This window comes from Pusillimonas sp. ANT_WB101 (assembly GCF_008369125.1).
Lineage (GTDB): Bacteria > Pseudomonadota > Gammaproteobacteria > Burkholderiales > Burkholderiaceae_B > Allopusillimonas.
This window is the reverse complement of the sequence record NZ_VOAY01000001.1, coordinates 1,016,589-1,035,314: the sequence shown is the minus strand read 5'-3', so window position 1 is coordinate 1,035,314 and position 18,726 is coordinate 1,016,589. Positions and strand designations below refer to the sequence as shown.

The window sequence follows — 18,726 nt, the reverse complement described above, 5'->3', positions numbered from 1 at the left end:
TGATGTGCTGAATAGCCCGAGATGCGTAGAAATGACGTATTGTCTACAATGAGTACACTACGAATCATTACAGGACTAATTATATCAGCACTAACAAGCATGGGTCGCCGTGTACAAACGTTGACGGTGGCACTTGCCGCCTGCACAAGTTTGCTGGGCGGTATGGCTCATGCTGAGAGCAAAGGCACCGTTCATCTAGCATACGTAGAGTGGTCATCAAATATTGCCTCCACTAACGTCGCACGCGTAGTTCTGGAAAAAGCGGGTTACGACGTAAAAACCACATCACTGGCAGCAGCTGTGGTGTGGCAGGCAACAAAAACTCATGATGCGGATGCGTTTTTAGGCGCCTGGCTGCCAACATCTCAGGCTGACTATGCGAAGCAGATCGGCGATGCAGTGGTCGATCTGGGTCCAAACCTGGATGGCACAAAGCTGGGTCTGGCAGTGCCTGCATGCTCTGAAGCCAATTCTATTGAAGATCTCAATGACCATGCTGATGCCTTCAACCGCGAAATTATCGGAATCGACCCCGGTGCGGGAATACAGCGCTTGACAGAACAGGCTGTAAAAGACTACGGCTTGACGCTGAAATTACGCGATGGCAGCGATGCGACGATGACTGCGGCACTGGGCACTGCCATTAAACGTCACGAGGATGTCGTGGTTACCGCCTGGACACCACACTGGATGTTTGCCGGATGGGATCTTAAGTATTTGGATGACCCAAAAGGCGTTTATGGTGGTGCCGAGCAAATTCACACGATTGCGCGCAACGGCCTGAAAGAAGACTTGCCAGGCGCCTATAAAATTCTGAATAACTTCTATTGGGCTCCCGACGACATGGGGAAAGTGCTTCTGATGAACGAGGCCGAAGGCAGCGACCCCTATGAAAATGCAAAAAAATGGGTAGACGAAAACCCTGAAAAGGTAAAGCAATGGCTGGGTGAAAGCTAACAAACTCGCTTTTGCAGGACATGTCTCCTTTTGTGGGACGTGTTTTTGTTCATTAGCGTACTTGCTGCGACAGATATGGAATTCTTGGCGCGACCAACCCAAGAATGTTACCAATCTGTCGTAGCTTTGGACAGGGGGCCACCTCGTCTAGGGAGAGTCTGAAGAAGACCGAGGTCGACAAAAACAGATTCAATAAAATCAATCGTTCGCGACAGTGGATTCAGCTGAAAACCGACTTGTTCAGACCTTGCGTAGTATGGGCAGCGTTGCAGCCATACGCTGCGCCGAGACGTACACATGCGATTTATCCATACGGCATCGATGTATTGATAAATTCAGGTAAAACCATGACAGCTTCAAAAAGCATGGCAGCATCAAGCAGGCCAGGCAACGCCACACAGACCCAGGCAACATGAAACGGGTTTATGGAGATAGCATGTTGAATGGTATTATCAAGGGTTAATTGAAATAGCCTAATAGATTCAATGCTTTTGTTGCTCATTGAGCGTGAGCAGAGTTTCAAAGCAGATGCGTTTTTTGGCTAACATGGCCTGAACACGCCGGTTTCCGATTGAACCTGCTGCTGTAAATGATTGACTTTATTGAGCCTGTTTTTTGCCCTGACTAGTTCAGGGTTTCTCTGGTTAATTAACTATTAAAGCCCTGGTTTTACGGGGCTTTTTATTCTGGATTGCTGCTTGTTGGTTCTTGTATTCTGAAGAATACTGGAAAAACTCGTGGCGGCCCCGTCTGGTGCTTGTCGCTGCTGTGGAAATCACCATGGCGCATGGAAGTTCACCGATTCCAATTTTTTAGAGTTTACACATGGAAATTAAAGTCAACTTTCTCGACAAGCTACGTCTTGAAGCAAAATTCGATGACTTCACGGTAGTGGCCGACCAACCTATCCGCTATAAGGGCGATGGTTCGGCACCAGGCCCCTTTGATTATTTTCTGGCCTCATCCGCCTTGTGTGCCGCTTATTTTGTAAAGCTGTACTGTGTGACGCGCAATATCCCTACCGAAAATATCCGTCTGTCGCAGAACAATATTGTAGATCCAGAAAACCGCTACCAGCAGATTTTCAAGATCCAGGTCGAGTTGCCGCCTGATATTTCGGATGCAGACCGCCGCGGTATTTTGCGCTCCATTGAGCGTTGTACTGTGAAAAAGGTGGTGCAGACCGGGCCCGAGTTTGTCATTGAAGAGGTCGAAAATTTAGATGCTGATGCTCAGTCGTTGCTGACATTGAAACCGGCTGCTGACGCCAGCACCTATATTGCCGGCAAGGACCTGCCTTTGGAACAAACCATTGCCAATATGTCGGGTATTTTGGCTGGCTTGGGCATGAAGATAGAAATCGCCTCATGGCGCAATATTGTTCCCAATGTGTGGTCGCTGCATATTCGCGATGCGCACTCGCCCATGTGTTTTACCAACGGCAAGGGGGCAACCAAAGAAAGCGCGCTGGCTTCGGCGTTGGGCGAGTTTATCGAGCGCCTCAATTGCAATTATCTTTATGGTGATGCGTTTTGGGGCGAAGATATCGCCAATGCGGCGTTTGTACATTACCCGAACGAGCGCTGGTTCAAGCCCGGCCCTGAAGATGCACTGCCTGCTCAAATCCTGGATGACTACTGTCTGCAAATTTACAACCCAGATGGCGAGCTTTACGGCTCGCATTTGTACGACACCAACTCCGGTAATAGCCAGCGCGGTATATGTTCGCTACCGTATGTGCGGCAGTCAGACGGCGAAGTAGTGTATTTCCCCATTAACCTGATCGATAACCTGTTCGTTAGCAATGGCATGAGTGCGGGTAATACGCTGGTTGAAGCACAGGTGCAAAGTCTGTCCGAAATTTTCGAGCGGGCGGTAAAGCGCGAAATTCTTGCAGGTGAAATCGCGTTGCCTGATGTACCAGACGACGTGCTGGCGAAATACCCAGGCATTCAGGCTGGCATTCAGGCTTTGGAAGAGCAGGGCTTTCCTGTGCTGGTTAAAGACGCGTCGTTGGGCGGCACCTACCCTGTAATGTGCGTCACCTTAATGAACCCTAGAACGGGTGGGGTCTTTGCGTCGTTTGGCGCGCACCCAAGCTTCGAGGTGGCGCTAGAGCGCAGTCTTACAGAATTATTACAGGGCCGCAGCTTTGAAGGCCTTAACGACCTGCCTCAGCCGACCTTTGTCAGTGACGCCGTGACTGAGTCAAACAACCTTGTCGAGCACTTCATTGATTCCAGCGGCGTGGTGTCCTGGCGCTTTTTCAGCGCCAAATCAAATTACGCGTTCGTTCAGTGGGACTTTTCATCTCAGGGTGAAAACGCTAACGCACAGGAAGCCGCCACGTTGTTGGGCATTCTCGAAGACATGGGCAAAGAGGTCTACATGGCGGTGTACGACCAGTTGGGTGCCGTAGCCTGCCGCATTTTAGTGCCCGATTATTCGGAGATTTACCCGGCAGAGGACTTGATCTGGGATAACACCAACAAGGCGCTGTTGTTTCGCTCCGATATATTGAACTTGCACAGGCTAGACGATGCCGGCCTGGTAGCGCTGCTTGAGCGGCTGGAGGATAGCGACCTCGATGAGTACTCCGATATTGCCACGTTGATCGGCGTCGAGTTTGACGAAAATACTGACTGGGGACAGCTAACCGTTCTAGAGTTAAAGCTGCTGATTAATCTTGCCTTGCAAGAATTCGAGACGGCGCAAGAGCTCGTGGGAGCCTTCCTGCAGTACAACGACAATACTGTGGAGCGTGGGTTGTTTTACCAGGCTTTAAATGTCGTGCTCGAGGTGCTGCTCGATGACGATATGGAACTCGACGACTACGTGGTCAACTTTCGTCGGATGTTTGGCGATGCGCGCATGGACGCCGTAATGGGTGCATTGGACGGCAGTGTGCGTTTCTTTGGGCTCACGCCAACCAGTATGAAACTGGAGGGTCTCGAAAGACACCACCGGTTGATTGACAGCTACAAGAAATTGCATAAGGCGCGATCCAATATAGCGGCTGTAGGCAATGCGCCCATCCACGCGTAGCAGTTTATGGGAATATCCGATTCGCTCACGCACTCCAGTCCCCAATTAATTCTACGAACCCTTAGGAACGCATGAGTGGAGTAATTCGCGTGTGATTTATTTGTCACGACAGGCGTTGGCGTTGGAATTTACGCGCAACGCCGACAGCGCTGACGCAGCCGTACGTACTGCGCTGGCTGAGCTTAAGCAGCAAGGGTTGATCCGGCACGTCGTCACTTGCACATCTGCAGGAAAACCTTGCGGTGCCAAAGCTGAGTCTGCCAGATGGTGTCGTTGAAGCCTCAAACGGTATGGCAACGAACGTCGTGTCTTAGAAGGCCAGCCATGCATGGCCCGCTTACTTAATGACCCGATAAATAGGTGACGCTCGCGGTGCGATATCAGATATTAATCACGTAGATACAATGTTTTTCTACGTAGCAATGTGTAATAAGATAGAGTGCTAGTTGGGAAGAAAACTCTGTTGTTCGTCAACAGAAACTGGATCACGGCTCAATCCATATACACTAGTACGGCTTATCTTATGTTAATAACTGCTAAAATGAACTCAAAAAACAAGTACCTTCAGAAAGCGTACACAGAGGATTGTAATAATAAGGCCCTCATTTTATGCATATATATCGTCACGATACGATATATTTGATAGTAACTAGACCAGTAATATGTTGTGTGATTTACACCTATCACAGGAAATTTCTGCTTTTAAAACCTAGATTATTGCTTCACTTTGTGACTCTGCTCGAGCCTTGGTCTCAACCTAATCGCAAAAAAACAGAACGGTGTACTTCATAGATGGATAATTACATTGAGCCTTGGACCAAGCGAGTTGATGCAGCAACGCATGTATTTATGGCGTTAAAAATACAAGAGCAAACGTTGCTGGGTTTGCTGCAATCAGCAGAGCAGGGTGATAATTTTGCGCAACAGATCAAGCTACGCGCACGGTGGTTTGCTGCCAGGGAACAAAGGCTGGCTATGAACGCGCAGATAGTTGATCTCATTAAAAACCGCACAAGCCAAGCCAACCAAAAACAAAGCAAGCTTTCTGCATAAGAAAGACGCTCCATCTCACACTGAGCGCAAACAATACAGCATCGAGGTCCACAAAGCCGAACCACGTTGTCGAACTCGATCAGGCGTACTGGTATTGCCACGTGGAGAGGTGGAGACCGTCGCGGCGCTCGAATTTTCGGAGTTTCAAAGCATGCGTTATGGCGTTGAACCTATGACGCACGACGAATAGGGCGACGGCCGTCCAAGGTACACTGGCAGCCTAGACCCACGCGGCCTCAAGGGCCGTATTTTTTCGCAGATTTTTTGCACTCCCTTCTCGAGTACCCATGCTGCTCACGCTACTGAATATTGTTTTGCCGGTGTTTGCCATCGCGGCCCTGGGTTTCGGATTCGGGCGACGTCATTTGCGTGCGTCCGACATGAGCTTCATTAACAATGCCAATGTGGTGCTGTTCTGTCCGGCACTGGTGTTTTCGGCGCTACTGAACAACCCGGTGGATCTGACGCGGGGCTGGCCGCTGATAGCGGCGGGGGTGTTGATCTGCGTCATACCCGGCATACTGCTGTTGCTGGTGCGCAATGCCGGGATGAGCCGGCCTGCTTTTGTCGTTACGGGTATGTTTCGTAACACAGGCAACGTCGGTATCCCGCTGATGATGTTGGCCTATGGCAAGGACCAGCTGGGCGATATCGTGCTGCTGTTTGCCCTGACGAACCTGCTGCAGTTTTCGCTCGGGTTATTTATTCTTTCTAGCGGCAGAAGCCGTTGGGAATGGGTGCGCAACCCAAACGTCTGGGCGGCGGTGCTGGGCCTGCTGTTGTCATCACAGCGTCAGTGGATACCGGAATTCGTCCTGACTACGGTTGATCTGGTGGGGCAGATTGCCATTCCTCTGATGCTGTTTGCTCTGGGTGTGCGACTGGCACAAGATCGCATCGAAAACATAAACAAAGCCCTGCGCATCAATCTTATCTATCTGTTGGCTGGTGTACTGACGTTGATTCCGGTAGTGTGGTTGTTGCCGCTGACACAAGACTGGACGCGTCTGATTATTTTGTCAGCGTTGCTGCCTCCGGCCGTCATTAATTATCTGTTGTGTGAGCTTTATGATGTAGAACCGCGCTCTGTCGCGGCAGTGGTGTTGATGGGCAATGCAATGTCGGTGTTGGTCATCCCGCTGGTGGTGTGGGTGACGCTGACCTGGGTCTAGGGTAGTGTTTTACCAGGGATCGGGAGCCTGGCAGCGCAAGCCCGATGCCCGAAGCGCCGTCAGTAACAATGACGACGCCTTTTTCAGCGGAGTGGTCTTAATTCATAAGCACGAGTCCTTGTAGGTGGCGGGCGGCTCAGGGTTGAGGCAGGGCCTCGCGGTCGAGCAATTCTTGGTAGATGATTTTTTTGGTGATTTTGCCGTAGCCCGATTTGGGCAGCTCAGGCCAGATCACGAAATGGCGGGGGTGCTTGTAGCGGGCAATGTTGGCATCGAGCCAGGCCTGAAAAACTTTGGGATCCCAGCTGGCGCCTTCCTTTAGCACACCCACCATCACGCCAATCTCACCCCAGGTGGGGTCAGGCACCCCAAGAATGCAGACCTCGTGCAACAGGCCGGCCACGAGAATTTTCTCTTCGATCTCGCGCGGGTAGATGTTGGAGCCCCCAGATATATACATATCAGAGGCCCGGCCGGTAATGTAAAGATAGCCCTTGGCATCTTGGTAGCCCATGTCGCCGGTACGGAACCAACCATCGCGAAAGGCTTTTTGATTGGCTTCAGGGTTGTTGTAGTACCCGGCGAACACGGCCGGGCCGCAAATACAGATTTCGCCGTTTTCATTTGCTGGCAGTAACTTGCCGTCGTCGTCCTGGATGCTAATTTCCATACCAGTACGCGCGTAGCCACAAGACCCCAGGTGCGGCATGGCCTCGTCATCGGGCGAGTGGTCTTCGGGCGGCAAGACTGAAATATTCCCGGTGACTTCACCCAGGCCAAAGTATTGCACCAGCACCGAGCCCAGTTTTTGCAATGCGGTTTTCTGGTCGGCGCGGTACATGGGCGCACCGGCATAGATGATGTAACGCAGCGAGTTATGCCGGTAGCGGTCGACGCTTTCGTGCTCGACCATCAATTTAAGTATGGTGGGTACTGTGAAAAAATTGGTGACGCCCCAGCGTTCGATTGCAGCCCAGGCTGCCTCGGCTGAAAATTTGGGGCTGGTGGAAAACACGGTTGCCGCACCGCGAACAAGCTGTGCCAGGTAATGTACGCCAGCCCCATGCGTAAGCGGGGCAACCACCAGGCTGCGGTCATGATGGGTGGTGCCCGGCATGAGGTCGCACAAATGGTTAGTGAGCACAAAGGCCATCTGGCCATGCGTGAGCACCGAGGCTTTAGACTTACCGGTGGTGCCAGAGGTAAAGAAGAACCAGCAGGGGTCGTCGTAGTCGACGCGTTCAGCCTGGTGCACGGTTGCGTGTTGCAGCGCTTCGTCTATTAGTGCCTCGACGCCGCTATCTCCGGCAGTCTGGCCAATGCCTGCTACCAGTTTCAGGCCGTCCAGCTTACCGGCCAGAGCGGCGTGGCCGGGGAAGTCACTATGGCAGATAAAGGCCGACGCCCCTGAACTGCGCGCGAGATAGTCTACATCGTCAGGCGTGATACGAAAATTGGTAGGCACCCACACCGCACCGATACGAAAAGAGGCCAGCATGACCTCGATGAGTTCGCGATTGTTGGGAGAATGGGTGAGAATGCGGTCGCCCTTAACCAGGCCGGCCTGCGTGAATACTGAGGCCAGCGCCTGTACACGCTGCTCAAGTGCGCCCCAGGTTGTGATGTGCTCGTCAATGATGAGGGCTGGCTCATTGGGCAGGCGCGCAGCAATCTGGCTCAAGAAGGTGGCGAGGTTCATTACGCGCCGGGAAACCGGCAACAGGCCGCCCTGTGGCGCTGTTTGTGTAGTGCCCGCAGCGAGCGAGGCGTGGCTCATTTGACGCGCTCCATAATGCTGACGTAGTTGGCCACCGCAGTACCACCCATGTTAAACACCCCGGCCAGGCGGGCGTTGGCAATCTGCATATCACCGGCGGTTTCAGTCAGCTGCATGCAGGCCATGGCGTGCATGGAGACACCCGTGGCACCAATGGGGTGGCCCTTGGATTTAAGCCCGCCAGATGGGTTAACGGGTAACTTGCCGTCTTTTTGGGTAATGCCCTCGCGTACGACTTTATAGCCTTCGCCGCGTGCAGCCAGGCCCATGGCCTCGTACTCAAGCATTTCGGCAATCGTAAAGCAGTCGTGGGTTTCGATCAGGCTAAGGTCATTAAGTGTGAGGCCGGCCTGTTGCAAGGCCTGGCGCCAGGCGCGTGCGGCACCTTCGAAGGCCAGAGGGTCGCGTCGGCTTAAGGGGAGCAGGTCGTTAACGTGCTGACGTGCGCGAAAACGGATGGCGCGCGGAAACTGGGCGGCCAACGATTCTTCTACCACCACAATAGCCGCAGCGCCATCAGACACCAGCGAGCAGTCAGTGCGCCGCAGTGGTGCAGCCACATAGGGGTTTTTGTCGGAAATCGTATTGCAAAACTCTACACCCAGGTCTTTGCGGATTTGAGCGTAGGGGTTGGAGACTCCGTTATGGTGGTTTTTTGCTGCGATCATGGCAAGCTCATGACTGCGATCACCATAACGGTCAAAGTATTGCGCCGCAATCTGGCCAAACACGCCGGCGAAGCCGCCTTCGATGTCAGCCTCTTCTTTGCGGTAGCTGGCATTAAGCAACAGGTCACCAATTTCAGGTGTGGATTTTGCCGTCATTTTTTCGGCGCCTATCACCAGTGCAATGCGCCCGCGCCCAGACTCGATAAAGTCCATGGCCGCATAAAGGGCCGCTGTGCCGGTTGCGCAGGCGTTTTCCAGGCGAGTGGCCGGCACGTAGGCCAGATCTGGGTCGGAGAGGGCGACCAGAGCACCCTGAAAATCTTGTTTCTGGAAGCCGTTGTTCATGACCCCGACGTAAATAGCGTCGACGTCCTTGCCGGTGATACCGGCGTGCTCCAGGGCTGCACCCGACACGCGGGCCATTAGGCTTTCAGTGTCTGGATCGGGGAGTTTGCCAAAAGGGATGTGCGACCATCCCGCAATCAGTGCTTTTGCCATGTCTTTCACCCTATGAAGAAAAATCAGTGTGTTTAACGTTTTTGTGGGAGTCTTGCAGGTATTTTTCTAGCGCGTTTGTTTCGGTTCGCAGCAAGCGATACAGCACAGCTTCGCGCTCGGCCGACATACGGCTTTCGACCGTGGCGATGCTGTACGCACCCATAACTTGCCCATCTGGGTCTCGTATGGCTACGCCTACCCCCCAGGAGCCTTTAAGCACCAAACCTCGGTTAACGGCGTACCCCCGCGAGCGCGACTCTTGAACCACCGATTCGAGCACGTCACGGGTGTAGACCGGATAGAGACTACCGATATCTTCGATACTGCGATCAAGGTAGTCGTTGACCCATTTGTCGTCCATGGCAGAGAGCATGGCGAGGCTGCCTCCGCCCACGCCCAGGGGGTGGCGATCGCCGGCATGCAGCACATGAGACTTAAGCGGGTAGTTGCCATCTTCGCGCAGCAGACACAGCGCATGGGTGCCCTGACGCACGGAAAAAAACGCCGCATCACCGGTTTCACGTGCCAGGCGGCGCACAGGTTCGTCTACTACATTGCGCAGCCGAAAGCGGTCGGCTGCGATCAGACCCAAGGTGTAGCATTCGGTGCCCAGGTAATAGCGGCGCGTCTGTTCGTGTTGTTCGACCAGACCTTCGCTGATTAGGGTGGCGGTGATGCGGTGTACAGTGGACTTGTTGAGCTTGGTATGTTGGCAAAGTACAGACAGGCCGATGCCGTTTTCATGGCTGCGGGCGATGCTGCGCAGCACCAGAATGGCACGTTGGATAGCCTGCGACCCACTGGGGCGTGTCGCCTGTAAAGCAGCGGAAGGTAGTTCCATAGTATGAAACAGTAATGAATTCAGGCGTTAAATATTCTTTGATTTTAGGTTAATCCCTATTAAAGTCAATATATTAGCGCAAACCCTAGTATTAATTATGTCTCACTATATAAAATTTAAATATACAATCAACAGGGTTGGCGAGTGACGGCTGTACTGCCCGGGTTCTGTCCAATCTTCCCGGTGCTGCTTGGGTTCCATCTGATCGACCACACCAGATTCGGTGCATCCCGCAAGTCGTCCATCATCCTTTTTGGGTGCCCCACGCGCCGGCATCGGTATCAAAATTTAGAACAATCGATTTTTGGAGACTACCCGGAGGGTCTGAATATGAAAGTAACGAAATTGGGAACCGTGTTGGTGGCAGCCTTGGTGACGGCGTTTGCACTGCCAGGAGCCGCTTCAGCCACTACCTACCGCCTGTCGCACAACACCAGCGACACCACTACCTGGCACAAGGGCGCCGAAAAATTCAACGAACTGCTGAAGGCAAAAACCGATGGCAAAATAGATATCCGCATCTTTCCGAATGCAACCCTGTCGGGTGGCGATCAGATGAAGCAGGCCACCATGGTGAGCCAGGGCGCGTTAGACTTTCTGATTACATCGGCCATTAACGTCACGCCACTGGTGCCGGAAATGGCGGTGTTCTCGCTGCCCTACCTGTATGCCGACTACAAAGACGTCGACGCAACCACCACCGGTGCCACCAGCGACAAGATGGCCGAGATCTTGGCCAAAAAAGACATTGTCATGCTGGCCTGGGGTGAGAATGGCTTTCGCGAGGTTACCAACAATGTTCGTCCGATCAAGACGCCTGCAGACATGAAGGGCCTGAAGATGCGCGTGGCTGGCCCCATGTACATCGACGTCATGAACGCCTTGGGCGCCAATCCGCAGCAGATGCAATGGACCGAAACGTTCTCCGCCCTGCAACAAGGCGTGGTGGATGGCCAGGAGAACCCCATAGGCGCGGTAATCATTCCGCAGCGCGTCTACGAAGTGCAAAAATACCTGACCACCTGGCACTATTCGTATGATCCCGTCTTCGTGGGCGTAAGCAACAAACTGTGGAGCTCCTGGGACGCCGATACCCAGGCCAAGGTGCGCGCCGCCGCTGTCGAAGCCATGAGCTTCCAAAAGCAGCTGACACGTGACGACACCGCCAAGGGTGTGCAGTTCTTGCGCGACAAGGGCATGGAAGTCTACGAGCCCAACGCCGACGAACTGATGGCCTTCCGCGAGGCGACCAAGCCAGCCTTCGATACGTGGGCGAAAAAGGTCGGCCCAGATCTGGTTAAGAGCTTTCAGGACGCCATCAAGAAAGCCCAGTAGTTTTTGCCAGCAGCCTTTGTGCGGTGGTCTCATCCATGACGCCGCACAAAGGTTTTGCACTCCTGTCCGGCGGGCTGGTCTCGCCGGTATCGCCGGGGATGCTTCCGGCACCCCCCGCCTAGCTCACAGCCCGGAAATCCCGTCCCATGGCCTATTTTCTACAGAACGCGGAAAAGATCCTCTGTGCGATCTTGTTCATGGCGATGACCCTGCTGGGTTTCGTCAACGTAATGGTCCGCTACCTGACTAATTATTCATTGGCGTCGACCGAAGAGCTACTGACTCACGGTTTTCTTTTGCTCACCATTCTGGGGGCCGCGATTGCAGCACGCAGTGGTGACCATCTGGCCGTGACGCTGCTTTATGACCTGGCGCCGCGTCCTGTGCGCAAGCTGATCCTGATTGTGTCGACCCTGCTGGCGGCCTTTCTACTGGCTCTGTCTGCCTGGTTTTTCTGGCAACTGCTCATGAATCAGGTGTCTTCGGGGCTGAAGTCTTATGCCTTGAGCGTACCCGCCTGGTACTACACCGTGGCATTGCCGTTTGCCTTTGCCATCGTGCTGATCCGCTACATACAGTACGCCATCGAGTTCTATCACAGCGCCAATCGCAAAGAGGGCGAGCACTATGTTTGATATGAGCGCTGGCACCCAGATGGTGCTCCTGTTTTTTGTACTGATGTTCATTCGCCTGCCTGTGGCCTTTGCGTTGGGGCTGTCTGCGCTCTACGCCATGTGGGCCATGGGCTTTGGCCTGGATCTGGTGGGCGATCTGATATCCAGCGGCATCGTAAAGTTTTCATTGCTGGCGATTCCGTTTTTTATTCTCGCCGGCATTCTGATGGGTTCGGTAGGTATCGCAGAACGCATGATCCGTTTCTTTCGCATCCTGGTAGGTGGCCTGCCGGGTGGTATGGGGGTCGTGGGTACTGTAGTGTGTCTGTTCTGGGGCGCCGTAAGCGGTTCGGGCCCAGCCTCTGTGGCGGCGATCGGGCCACTCATCATCAAAGGCATGGAAGAAGACGGCTACTCTCCGCACTTTGCCGCTGGCCTGGTATGCACGGGGGCAGCACTATCCATCGTCATCCCGCCGTCCATCGGTTTGGTGATATATGGGGTTATCGCCGAAACCTCTATTTCTGAACTGTTTATTGCCGCCGTTGTGCCAGGCCTGGTGCTTGGTGCACTGATGCTGCTCACATTACCTTTCGCCAGCCGCTACGCGAACCAGCCTACGTCTTCGCCCAGCCTCGAGGCGCTCTCGCCAACACCAGACACCACCCTGCGCTATTTTCCTCGTCTGTGGAAATCTTTTGTCTCCGCATTCTGGGGATTGATGATGCCGGTTGTCATATTGGGCGGTATTTACTCCGGTGTCTTCACGGCAACTGAAGCCGCTATCGTTGCTACCGTTTATGCGTTGCTGGTGGGGGTCTTCATCTACCGCACCCTTAACTTCAAAAACCTGTACAAAACCCTGGTGGATGCAGCCGCTTCATCGGCAGTGGTCATGCTGGTGGTTGCCTACGCCAGTCTCTTTGGCTGGGTAATCACGGTGGATGACCTGATCGGCCGGGCGTCAGGTGCTTTGTTAAGCTTTAGCGGTAACGAAGCCGTGATCCTGCTAGTGATCATGGCGGTGCTGCTGATTGCGGGCATGTTTATGGACGCCGTCACGATTATGTACATCACGCTCCCGATTTTTCTGCCGGTAGCGCGTGAGTTGCACTGGGATCTGGTGTGGTTCGGTGTGGTGGTCATGATCAATCTGGCGATAGGGCTGTTTACACCGCCTGTGGGGATCAATCTGTATGTGGCGGCCAATATCACTCGAATGCCGCTGGAACGGATCGCCCTTGGGGCGATTCCGTTCTTGATCACGAGTGTCATAGGCTTAGCCATTGTGGCAGCGGTGCCTGAACTGTCGAGCGCTTTGGTTAACTTTATGAAATAAACTCTGGCCGTTGCATCAATACGCTGCGGCTTGGGGCATCTAAACTGGCAACGGAGGCGGCAGCGGGCGCCTATGATTGGTATCATCCTCAATATGTTGAAGCCGCCTGCGACCGCCTATGCTTACTGCCATATACACGGCACAACTAAGGGAGCAACCACGCCATGATGGTTGCCCGTAAATCGCATTGCATATAAAGCTTCGCGCTGTATTAATGGTTGCCAATAAGCAGGAAGCGAATGCCAACAAAAACAATTACAGAGCCAAATTCATTGCTGGCTGAATTATGGGCTCGCTTACGCGTCATGTGGCCGATGCTCATCGGCCTTGTCGTATTCGGTTTTGCGCTATGGTTCATCCATCGCGAACTGGCACACTTTCACGTGCACCAGATTTTGCGACAGATTGCTGCGATTCCAGTGCAGACCATCGCACTGGCCGTGGCCGCCACGGCCAGCAGTTATCTGGCGCTCACGCTATTTGACTGGCTTGCACTTACCTGGATCGGGCATCGGTTCACGTATCGTCGCATCGCGCTGGCCTCATTCACCTCGTACACGCTGGCCCATAATGTAGGGTTCGGAATGCTCAGTGGTGGGGCTGTTCGCTACAAACTCTACGGCAGCTGGGGGCTGAGCGTTGCCGATATTGCCAAGGTCATCGTGTTTGTGACTCTAACAACGGCACTGGGTATGTCGACCATTCTGGGCGTTGCCGCCATTGGCGAAGGCAAGCGCCTAATGGAATTAGTCAGCATGCCGGGTTGGTTTGGGCCCATATTCGGGGCCATCGTACTCTTGCTGCCTCTGACATGGCTGGCGCTCGCAAGCTTTAAGGTTGGCAAGCTAACCTGGCGCCAGTATGAGGTTTCCGTTCCGCACGTGCCCATCGCAGCAGGGCAAATTCTTATATCCATCGTAGATAACAGCTTCGCGGCACTGACGCTGTATATACTGCTGCCAGATTCGATCGGATTCGGTCTGTTGGGGTTTTTGGGGCTTTTTGTCGTTGCCAACACCATTGGAATTATCAGTCATGTCCCCGGCGGAGTTGGCGTATTCGATGCCACGATTCTCCTGGCTGTGCCTTCTGATGCGTCCGGTGCTACGGTCGCCGCACTGGTGGCCTACCGAGTTATTTATTACCTGGTTCCTCTTGCCATTTCGTGCTTGCTGATTGCTGCCCATACGCTGGGGCGTCCCAGCCGCACGATGTTGGCCCGAACGCTGCCTCTAGCACCCTCGCTGTTCGCTGTACTGGTCTTTGTCTCTGGCCTCATACTCTTGATTTCGGGCGTAACGCCGGTCATCAAAGCCCGGGCCGACTGGTTACTCCACATTGTGCCTCTTGGGGTTATCGAGGTATCGCACTTTCTTGGTAGCTTAATGGGGGTTGCGCTACTACTCATCGCAGACGGATTGCGTCGCAGGCTTGATGGTGCATGGCTACTGGCATGTGGCTTTCTGTCAGCAGGTATTGTTTTTTCGCTGCTCAAGGGGTTTGATTTCGAAGAGGCGCTAGGGCTGGGCATTACCCTTGTCGCGCTACTTCCTTGTCGACACGCATTCAATCGCAAGGCTCGCTTGTTCGCCCTCACGCCGACGCCCGGTTGGCTGCTCGCGAGTGCCGCCGCGCTGGCCGGCTGCTTATGGCTTGGCTTTTTTGCTTACCAGCGTGTTGAGTATGCAGACGACCTCTGGTGGTCGTTTGTGGTTCATGGCGATGCACCTCGCTTTCTTCGAGCCAGCGTTGGTGCGGTTATCGCGTTTCTTATCGTGTGTCTGTATACCGTCTTGCGTCCCGCACCGGTGTCCGTCTTGTTGCCTGAAGAAACCGATTTGCCCCAAGTCGAAAACGTCATTCAACATGCAGAAGGAGCCAGTACCTCGGCCTGTCTGGCATTGTTGGGCGATAAACGGTTTTTGTTCAGCCCAAGTGGACGAAGCTTCATCATGTTTGGTGTTCAGGGGCATAGTTGGATCGCCATGGGAGAACCCGTCGGCCTGCAGGAAGAGCAGCAGGATCTGATCTGGTCTTTCATGGAGATTTGCCATCAACACGCAGGACGACCCGCTTTTTACCAGATCACACCAGATACGATGCCAGTGCTTGCCGAGGTGGGACTTGCCTTCCAAAAGCTTGGAGAGCAAGCCTATGTGTCGTTACCGCAATTCGATCTTCAAGGCCCTGGCAGAGCGAAGTTACGTCAGACCTGGAATCGAGGCCAGCGTTTGCCGCTGGTATTCGAGGTTGTGGCCAAGGCCGACGTTCTTGCAATTACCGATGAGCTAAAGCGTATTTCGGACCAATGGCTGCGTGGCAAGAATGCCCGCGAAAAGGGCTTTTCACTGGGACGTTTCAATGTTGATTATATTTGCCACTTCCCCGTTGCGATTTTGCGTCTGGAAGGGCGCATTATTGCGTTCGCCAATCTGTGGGCCGCATCTGATCACAGCGAGATCTCTGTTGACTTGATGCGTCAAGTTGATGATGCCCCTAATGGCGTAATGGAATATCTGTTTATTGCATTAATGCTGTGGGGACGCGAACAAGGTTATGCAGAATTCGACATGGGGATGGCCCCTATGGCGGGGCTAGACGGGCGTGCTTCAGCACCCATGCTGTCACGAGCTGGCGCACTGATATATCGCCATGCCGAGCATTTCTACAATTTTCAGGGCCTTCGAGCCTATAAGGAAAAATTTTCACCGGAGTGGCGATCGCGCTACCTCGCAGCACGGCCCGGTATTGAGATGACACGAATGTTGGGTGATACAACGCTGCTGGTCAGTGGGGGGGTGAAGGGGTTGATCAGCCGATAAGAACCATGCCTGGCTTCCTGAATCACACCAATCTGTATTGGTCGTAATTAGTGTTACCGGGTCTGGTGAAGCGCTCTGGTCACACCAACATTTCAGTATCACAACGAGCTGCTATCACTTATAAAGACAGTCTGACAATAGCGACAACGTCACCACGGTGGGGCTAAACATGGACACTCGGTACTTCTGTTCACCACGGTTAGGGCACTACTTAAATGCGACAGCGGCCATACTCGCTCTGGGCATCACATCGTCGGCACCCGCATGGGCATCCGGCCCAGGGTTCGACTGTACCAAAGCCACACTTCAGGTCGAGAAGTCCATTTGCAACTGGGATACAGTAGGTTCGCTTGACGGGAAGATGACTAAGGCCTACCGGGCAGCACTTGCTGCACAAAACAACGATGCCGACCGGACAGCGCTGATGTCAGGCCAACGCGAATGGCTGAGCAAACGCAATCGCCAATGCGCGCTTGACGCCGTCACACCAGACCCCACCAGCGAAGAGGGCTTAAGCCCTCGCGAAATGGGCCAGCTTATGTGCCTGCAGGGGATCTATGCGGCGCGTATCGAGGCACTTTCTACAGCTGCTCCCACTACAGACCCCTGGGTGGGGTCCTGGTCGGGCAAGGGCAGTGGAATGCTTTCCGCAACCATACGACGCGGCACCGCCAAGCCCGACTATCTGGTGGTGGACCTTATCACAGGCATGCCGGGCTGTTCAGGAGCTGTCACGCTCTATGGCAAGCCTGAGGGCAGGGCACTTCACGGTGCAAGCTATGACCCCACCGAGCCAAGTGCGCCGGTATGTGACATTAACTTCGATCTGGATGCCAGCGGCACGTTAAACGTCGATACCTACGGCGATTGCAATTATTACCATGGCGGTGGCTGTATTTTCGACGGTCGCCATTGTGTTTTTTCGTATGGCGACTTTGGCGCTGACGTTTACACCGGCGCCAGGCTCAAGCCCAGTTAGCACTGAAAGCTTGCGGCAACGCATGCTGGCCATGAACAACGCGCCCGAGTTTCCTTTTGTTATCAAGCCCGGAAAACGCGACGACCAGCTAATTTTGGACTGGAAGTACGCGGATGCCACCTGGTTTGATCTGATGCGCATACACCGTATTGCCTATTTAACTCGCTTTACCATCTGGGTTGACGAGTCTGACCATGTGGTGCGGGTACGTGAATATCAGTCCCAGTTTGATGGTTCGGGCAGCCCAACCAGTTTAAATTTACAGTTCAAGGCGCAATGGGGCATTGATTTTTACAACTTCAGGCACGAAACCGTGTATGGGGTGCAGGTCGAGAACGGGCTGCCCGTTCCCAAGCTCAGTTACACCTATAAGTTTGATATCAACGAAATGCGCGAGCCGTTGCACAAACTTGTTGTGGAAAACGGCTGGACATATAAAGGCGTGGTGATGTTCGCCAAGTGGCTCACAGGGTAGGGCGGGCCTCAGGCGGGAAGAGTACAGCTTCCCTCTCAGTACACCGAAACTAACCGGCATTGCCGGTGTTTATTTCTGGTAAAGCGGCAGCTCGCCCTCTGATGCTTATTACCGTTAAACCGGCAGCTAGCCATCAGATGTTCATGACTGGCAAACTGGCAGACCGCCCTCAGACGCTCATTATTGGTAAACCGGCAGCTCGCCCTCGGGGCGGCGCTTAAAGCGACGATGCACCCAATAATATTGTTCAGGAATATTCTGTATCTGCGCTTCCAGAAACTGATTGGTCAGCAGGGCATCAGCTTTGTCGTCGCCACATGGGTAGTTTTGCAGAGGTTCAAAAATCTTTAGCTTGTAGCCACGGTAATTGGGCAGCACTTCGGTCACGAAGGGCACTACGCGTGCGCCGCTTATCTTGGCCAGACGGGATACAGCTGTTAGCGTACAAGCCTGAACGCCAAAAAACGGTACGAATACCGAGTCGCGCAGGCCAAAATCCATGTCAGCCGCCAACATAATGGGCTTGCCTGATTTCAGTATATTCAGGGTTTGGCGGGCACTGCTACCGCGTGGAATCATTTCGGTGCCAAATCTGGAGCGCTGTACGCGAGAGATATCTTCCGCAGCCTTATTCGACATTGGTGTATACAGCGAGGCAACCGGGTGGTGGATAGAGTAATACATGCAGCCCGCCTCAATGCCGGCAAAATGAAACCCCAAGAAGATGGTGGGCTGCTCGTAAGCGTCGGCCAGATCTATGGCGCTGTGTAGCTCAGTCAAACGCGTAAGCGTCTTGGCACTGCCATACCATTGCACACCGCGCTCGAAGTAGCTGCGAATAACATGCTCAAATGTTGAACGCGCCAGGCTTTCGCGCTGTTCGTCAGTTTTTTCCGGAAAACAAAGACGCAAATTTGTATGCAAAATGCGCTTACGTTTGCTTGGAAGCCGGTACAGTAATCGGCCTAGCCCCTCTCCGGCCCGGGCGACTAACCCATAAGGCAGCGCGGCAAACACGCGCAATAGACCCGAGGTCAATACGTGTTGTAGTTTGTAATTCAAATTTTGTCCTAGTGGCGCCCAGCCGCTAAACGACGATGACGGTATCCGAAGGGTTAAGGTAACTGCGGGGAGTACACATTGAGCGATAA

The 18,726-nt window shown here is 53.6% G+C and carries 15 protein-coding genes; 10 read left to right on the top strand and 5 right to left on the bottom strand.

Annotation, left to right across the window (positions count from 1 at the left end; genetic code table 11):
* Positions 1-99 precede the first annotated feature (99 nt).
* Entirely contained in the window at positions 100-957 is an 858-nt protein-coding gene (locus FQ179_RS04770) for a glycine betaine ABC transporter substrate-binding protein (RefSeq protein WP_149396103.1), read from the top strand.
* Positions 958-1,261: 304 nt separating this feature from the next.
* Here FQ179_RS04770 and FQ179_RS04765 read toward each other — a convergent pair whose 3' ends face one another.
* Positions 1,262-1,459, bottom strand: a complete 198-nt coding sequence (locus tag FQ179_RS04765) for a hypothetical protein (RefSeq protein ID WP_149396102.1) — start codon at positions 1,457-1,459, stop codon at positions 1,262-1,264.
* A gap of 323 nt (positions 1,460-1,782) precedes the next feature.
* Here FQ179_RS04765 and FQ179_RS04760 point away from each other — a divergent pair, with 323 nt between their 5' ends.
* From FQ179_RS04760 to FQ179_RS04750, 3 genes are all read left to right on the top strand, one after another.
* Positions 1,783-4,002, top strand: coding sequence for an OsmC domain/YcaO domain-containing protein (locus tag FQ179_RS04760; protein WP_149396101.1), 2,220 nt, complete (start codon positions 1,783-1,785; stop codon positions 4,000-4,002).
* A 792-nt stretch (positions 4,003-4,794) separates the two neighbouring features.
* Positions 4,795-5,055 carry a hypothetical protein gene (locus tag FQ179_RS04755; protein WP_149396100.1) on the top strand — a complete coding sequence of 87 codons (261 nt, stop codon included), beginning with the start codon at positions 4,795-4,797 and terminating at the stop codon, positions 5,053-5,055.
* A gap of 287 nt (positions 5,056-5,342) precedes the next feature.
* Positions 5,343-6,227 (top strand): AEC family transporter, encoded by an 885-nt coding sequence (locus FQ179_RS04750; RefSeq protein WP_149396099.1) that lies wholly within the window; start codon positions 5,343-5,345, stop codon positions 6,225-6,227.
* 136 nt (positions 6,228-6,363) lie between these two features.
* Here FQ179_RS04750 and FQ179_RS04745 read toward each other — a convergent pair whose 3' ends face one another.
* The 3 genes from FQ179_RS04745 to FQ179_RS04735 are packed head-to-tail and all read right to left on the bottom strand — an operon-like array spanning position 6,364 to position 10,011.
* Positions 6,364-8,004, bottom strand: coding sequence for an acyl-CoA synthetase (locus tag FQ179_RS04745; protein WP_149396098.1), 1,641 nt, complete (start codon positions 8,002-8,004; stop codon positions 6,364-6,366).
* Complete coding sequence (locus FQ179_RS04740; RefSeq protein ID WP_149396097.1) at positions 8,001-9,170, bottom strand: acetyl-CoA acetyltransferase; 1,170 nt, start codon at positions 9,168-9,170, stop codon at positions 8,001-8,003. Before FQ179_RS04740 ends, FQ179_RS04745 begins: the two co-directional genes overlap by 4 nt.
* Before the next feature lie 10 nt (positions 9,171-9,180).
* Positions 9,181-10,011: an IclR family transcriptional regulator gene (locus FQ179_RS04735; RefSeq protein WP_149396096.1), complete on the bottom strand. Its 831-nt coding sequence runs from the start codon at positions 10,009-10,011 to the stop codon at positions 9,181-9,183.
* A gap of 330 nt (positions 10,012-10,341) precedes the next feature.
* Between FQ179_RS04735 and FQ179_RS04730 the strand changes: the two genes are divergently transcribed.
* The 6 genes from FQ179_RS04730 (at position 10,342) to FQ179_RS04705 (ending at position 17,575) form a co-directional block, all read left to right on the top strand.
* On the top strand, positions 10,342-11,346 hold the full coding sequence (locus FQ179_RS04730) for a DctP family TRAP transporter solute-binding subunit (protein WP_149396095.1): 1,005 nt from the start codon (positions 10,342-10,344) through the stop codon (positions 11,344-11,346).
* A gap of 146 nt (positions 11,347-11,492) precedes the next feature.
* Complete coding sequence (locus FQ179_RS04725; RefSeq protein ID WP_149396094.1) at positions 11,493-11,981, top strand: TRAP transporter small permease; 489 nt, start codon at positions 11,493-11,495, stop codon at positions 11,979-11,981.
* On the top strand, positions 11,974-13,299 hold the full coding sequence (locus FQ179_RS04720) for a TRAP transporter large permease (RefSeq protein WP_149396093.1): 1,326 nt from the start codon (positions 11,974-11,976) through the stop codon (positions 13,297-13,299). The genes FQ179_RS04725 and FQ179_RS04720 overlap by 8 nt, the downstream gene beginning before the upstream one ends.
* Positions 13,300-13,538: 239 nt before the next feature.
* Positions 13,539-16,121 carry a bifunctional lysylphosphatidylglycerol flippase/synthetase MprF gene (mprF, locus tag FQ179_RS04715; protein WP_149396092.1) on the top strand — a complete coding sequence of 861 codons (2,583 nt, stop codon included), beginning with the start codon at positions 13,539-13,541 and terminating at the stop codon, positions 16,119-16,121.
* A gap of 169 nt (positions 16,122-16,290) precedes the next feature.
* Positions 16,291-17,100, top strand: coding sequence for a lysozyme inhibitor LprI family protein (locus FQ179_RS04710; RefSeq protein ID WP_149396091.1), 810 nt, complete (start codon positions 16,291-16,293; stop codon positions 17,098-17,100).
* A 31-nt stretch (positions 17,101-17,131) separates the two neighbouring features.
* Complete coding sequence (locus FQ179_RS04705) at positions 17,132-17,575, top strand: hypothetical protein (protein WP_188074496.1); 444 nt, start codon at positions 17,132-17,134, stop codon at positions 17,573-17,575.
* A gap of 180 nt (positions 17,576-17,755) precedes the next feature.
* Here FQ179_RS04705 and FQ179_RS04700 read toward each other — a convergent pair whose 3' ends face one another.
* Entirely contained in the window at positions 17,756-18,637 is an 882-nt protein-coding gene (locus tag FQ179_RS04700) for a lipid A biosynthesis lauroyl acyltransferase (RefSeq protein ID WP_149396089.1), read from the bottom strand.
* Between the last annotated feature and the right edge of the window lie 89 nt (positions 18,638-18,726).

Excerpts from the sequence above, each read along its gene's own strand:
- FQ179_RS04755 (WP_149396100.1), top strand. The coding sequence starts at position 4,795 with ATGGATAATTACATTGAGCCTTGGACCAAGCGAGTTGATGCAGCAACG.
- FQ179_RS04745 (WP_149396098.1), bottom strand. The coding sequence starts at position 8,004 with ATGAGCCACGCCTCGCTCGCTGCGGGCACTACACAAACAGCGCCACAG.
- FQ179_RS04720 (WP_149396093.1), top strand. The coding sequence starts at position 11,974 with ATGTTTGATATGAGCGCTGGCACCCAGATGGTGCTCCTGTTTTTTGTA.
- FQ179_RS04765 (WP_149396102.1), bottom strand. The coding sequence starts at position 1,459 with ATGAGCAACAAAAGCATTGAATCTATTAGGCTATTTCAATTAACCCTT.
- FQ179_RS04735 (WP_149396096.1), bottom strand. The coding sequence starts at position 10,011 with ATGGAACTACCTTCCGCTGCTTTACAGGCGACACGCCCCAGTGGGTCG.
- FQ179_RS04725 (WP_149396094.1), top strand. The coding sequence starts at position 11,493 with ATGGCCTATTTTCTACAGAACGCGGAAAAGATCCTCTGTGCGATCTTG.
- mprF (WP_149396092.1), top strand. The coding sequence starts at position 13,539 with ATGCCAACAAAAACAATTACAGAGCCAAATTCATTGCTGGCTGAATTA.
- FQ179_RS04740 (WP_149396097.1), bottom strand. The coding sequence starts at position 9,170 with ATGGCAAAAGCACTGATTGCGGGATGGTCGCACATCCCTTTTGGCAAA.
- FQ179_RS04710 (WP_149396091.1), top strand. The coding sequence starts at position 16,291 with ATGGACACTCGGTACTTCTGTTCACCACGGTTAGGGCACTACTTAAAT.
- FQ179_RS04730 (WP_149396095.1), top strand. The coding sequence starts at position 10,342 with ATGAAAGTAACGAAATTGGGAACCGTGTTGGTGGCAGCCTTGGTGACG.
- FQ179_RS04705 (WP_188074496.1), top strand. The coding sequence starts at position 17,132 with ATGAACAACGCGCCCGAGTTTCCTTTTGTTATCAAGCCCGGAAAACGC.
- FQ179_RS04770 (WP_149396103.1), top strand. The coding sequence starts at position 100 with ATGGGTCGCCGTGTACAAACGTTGACGGTGGCACTTGCCGCCTGCACA.
- FQ179_RS04750 (WP_149396099.1), top strand. The coding sequence starts at position 5,343 with ATGCTGCTCACGCTACTGAATATTGTTTTGCCGGTGTTTGCCATCGCG.
- FQ179_RS04760 (WP_149396101.1), top strand. The coding sequence starts at position 1,783 with ATGGAAATTAAAGTCAACTTTCTCGACAAGCTACGTCTTGAAGCAAAA.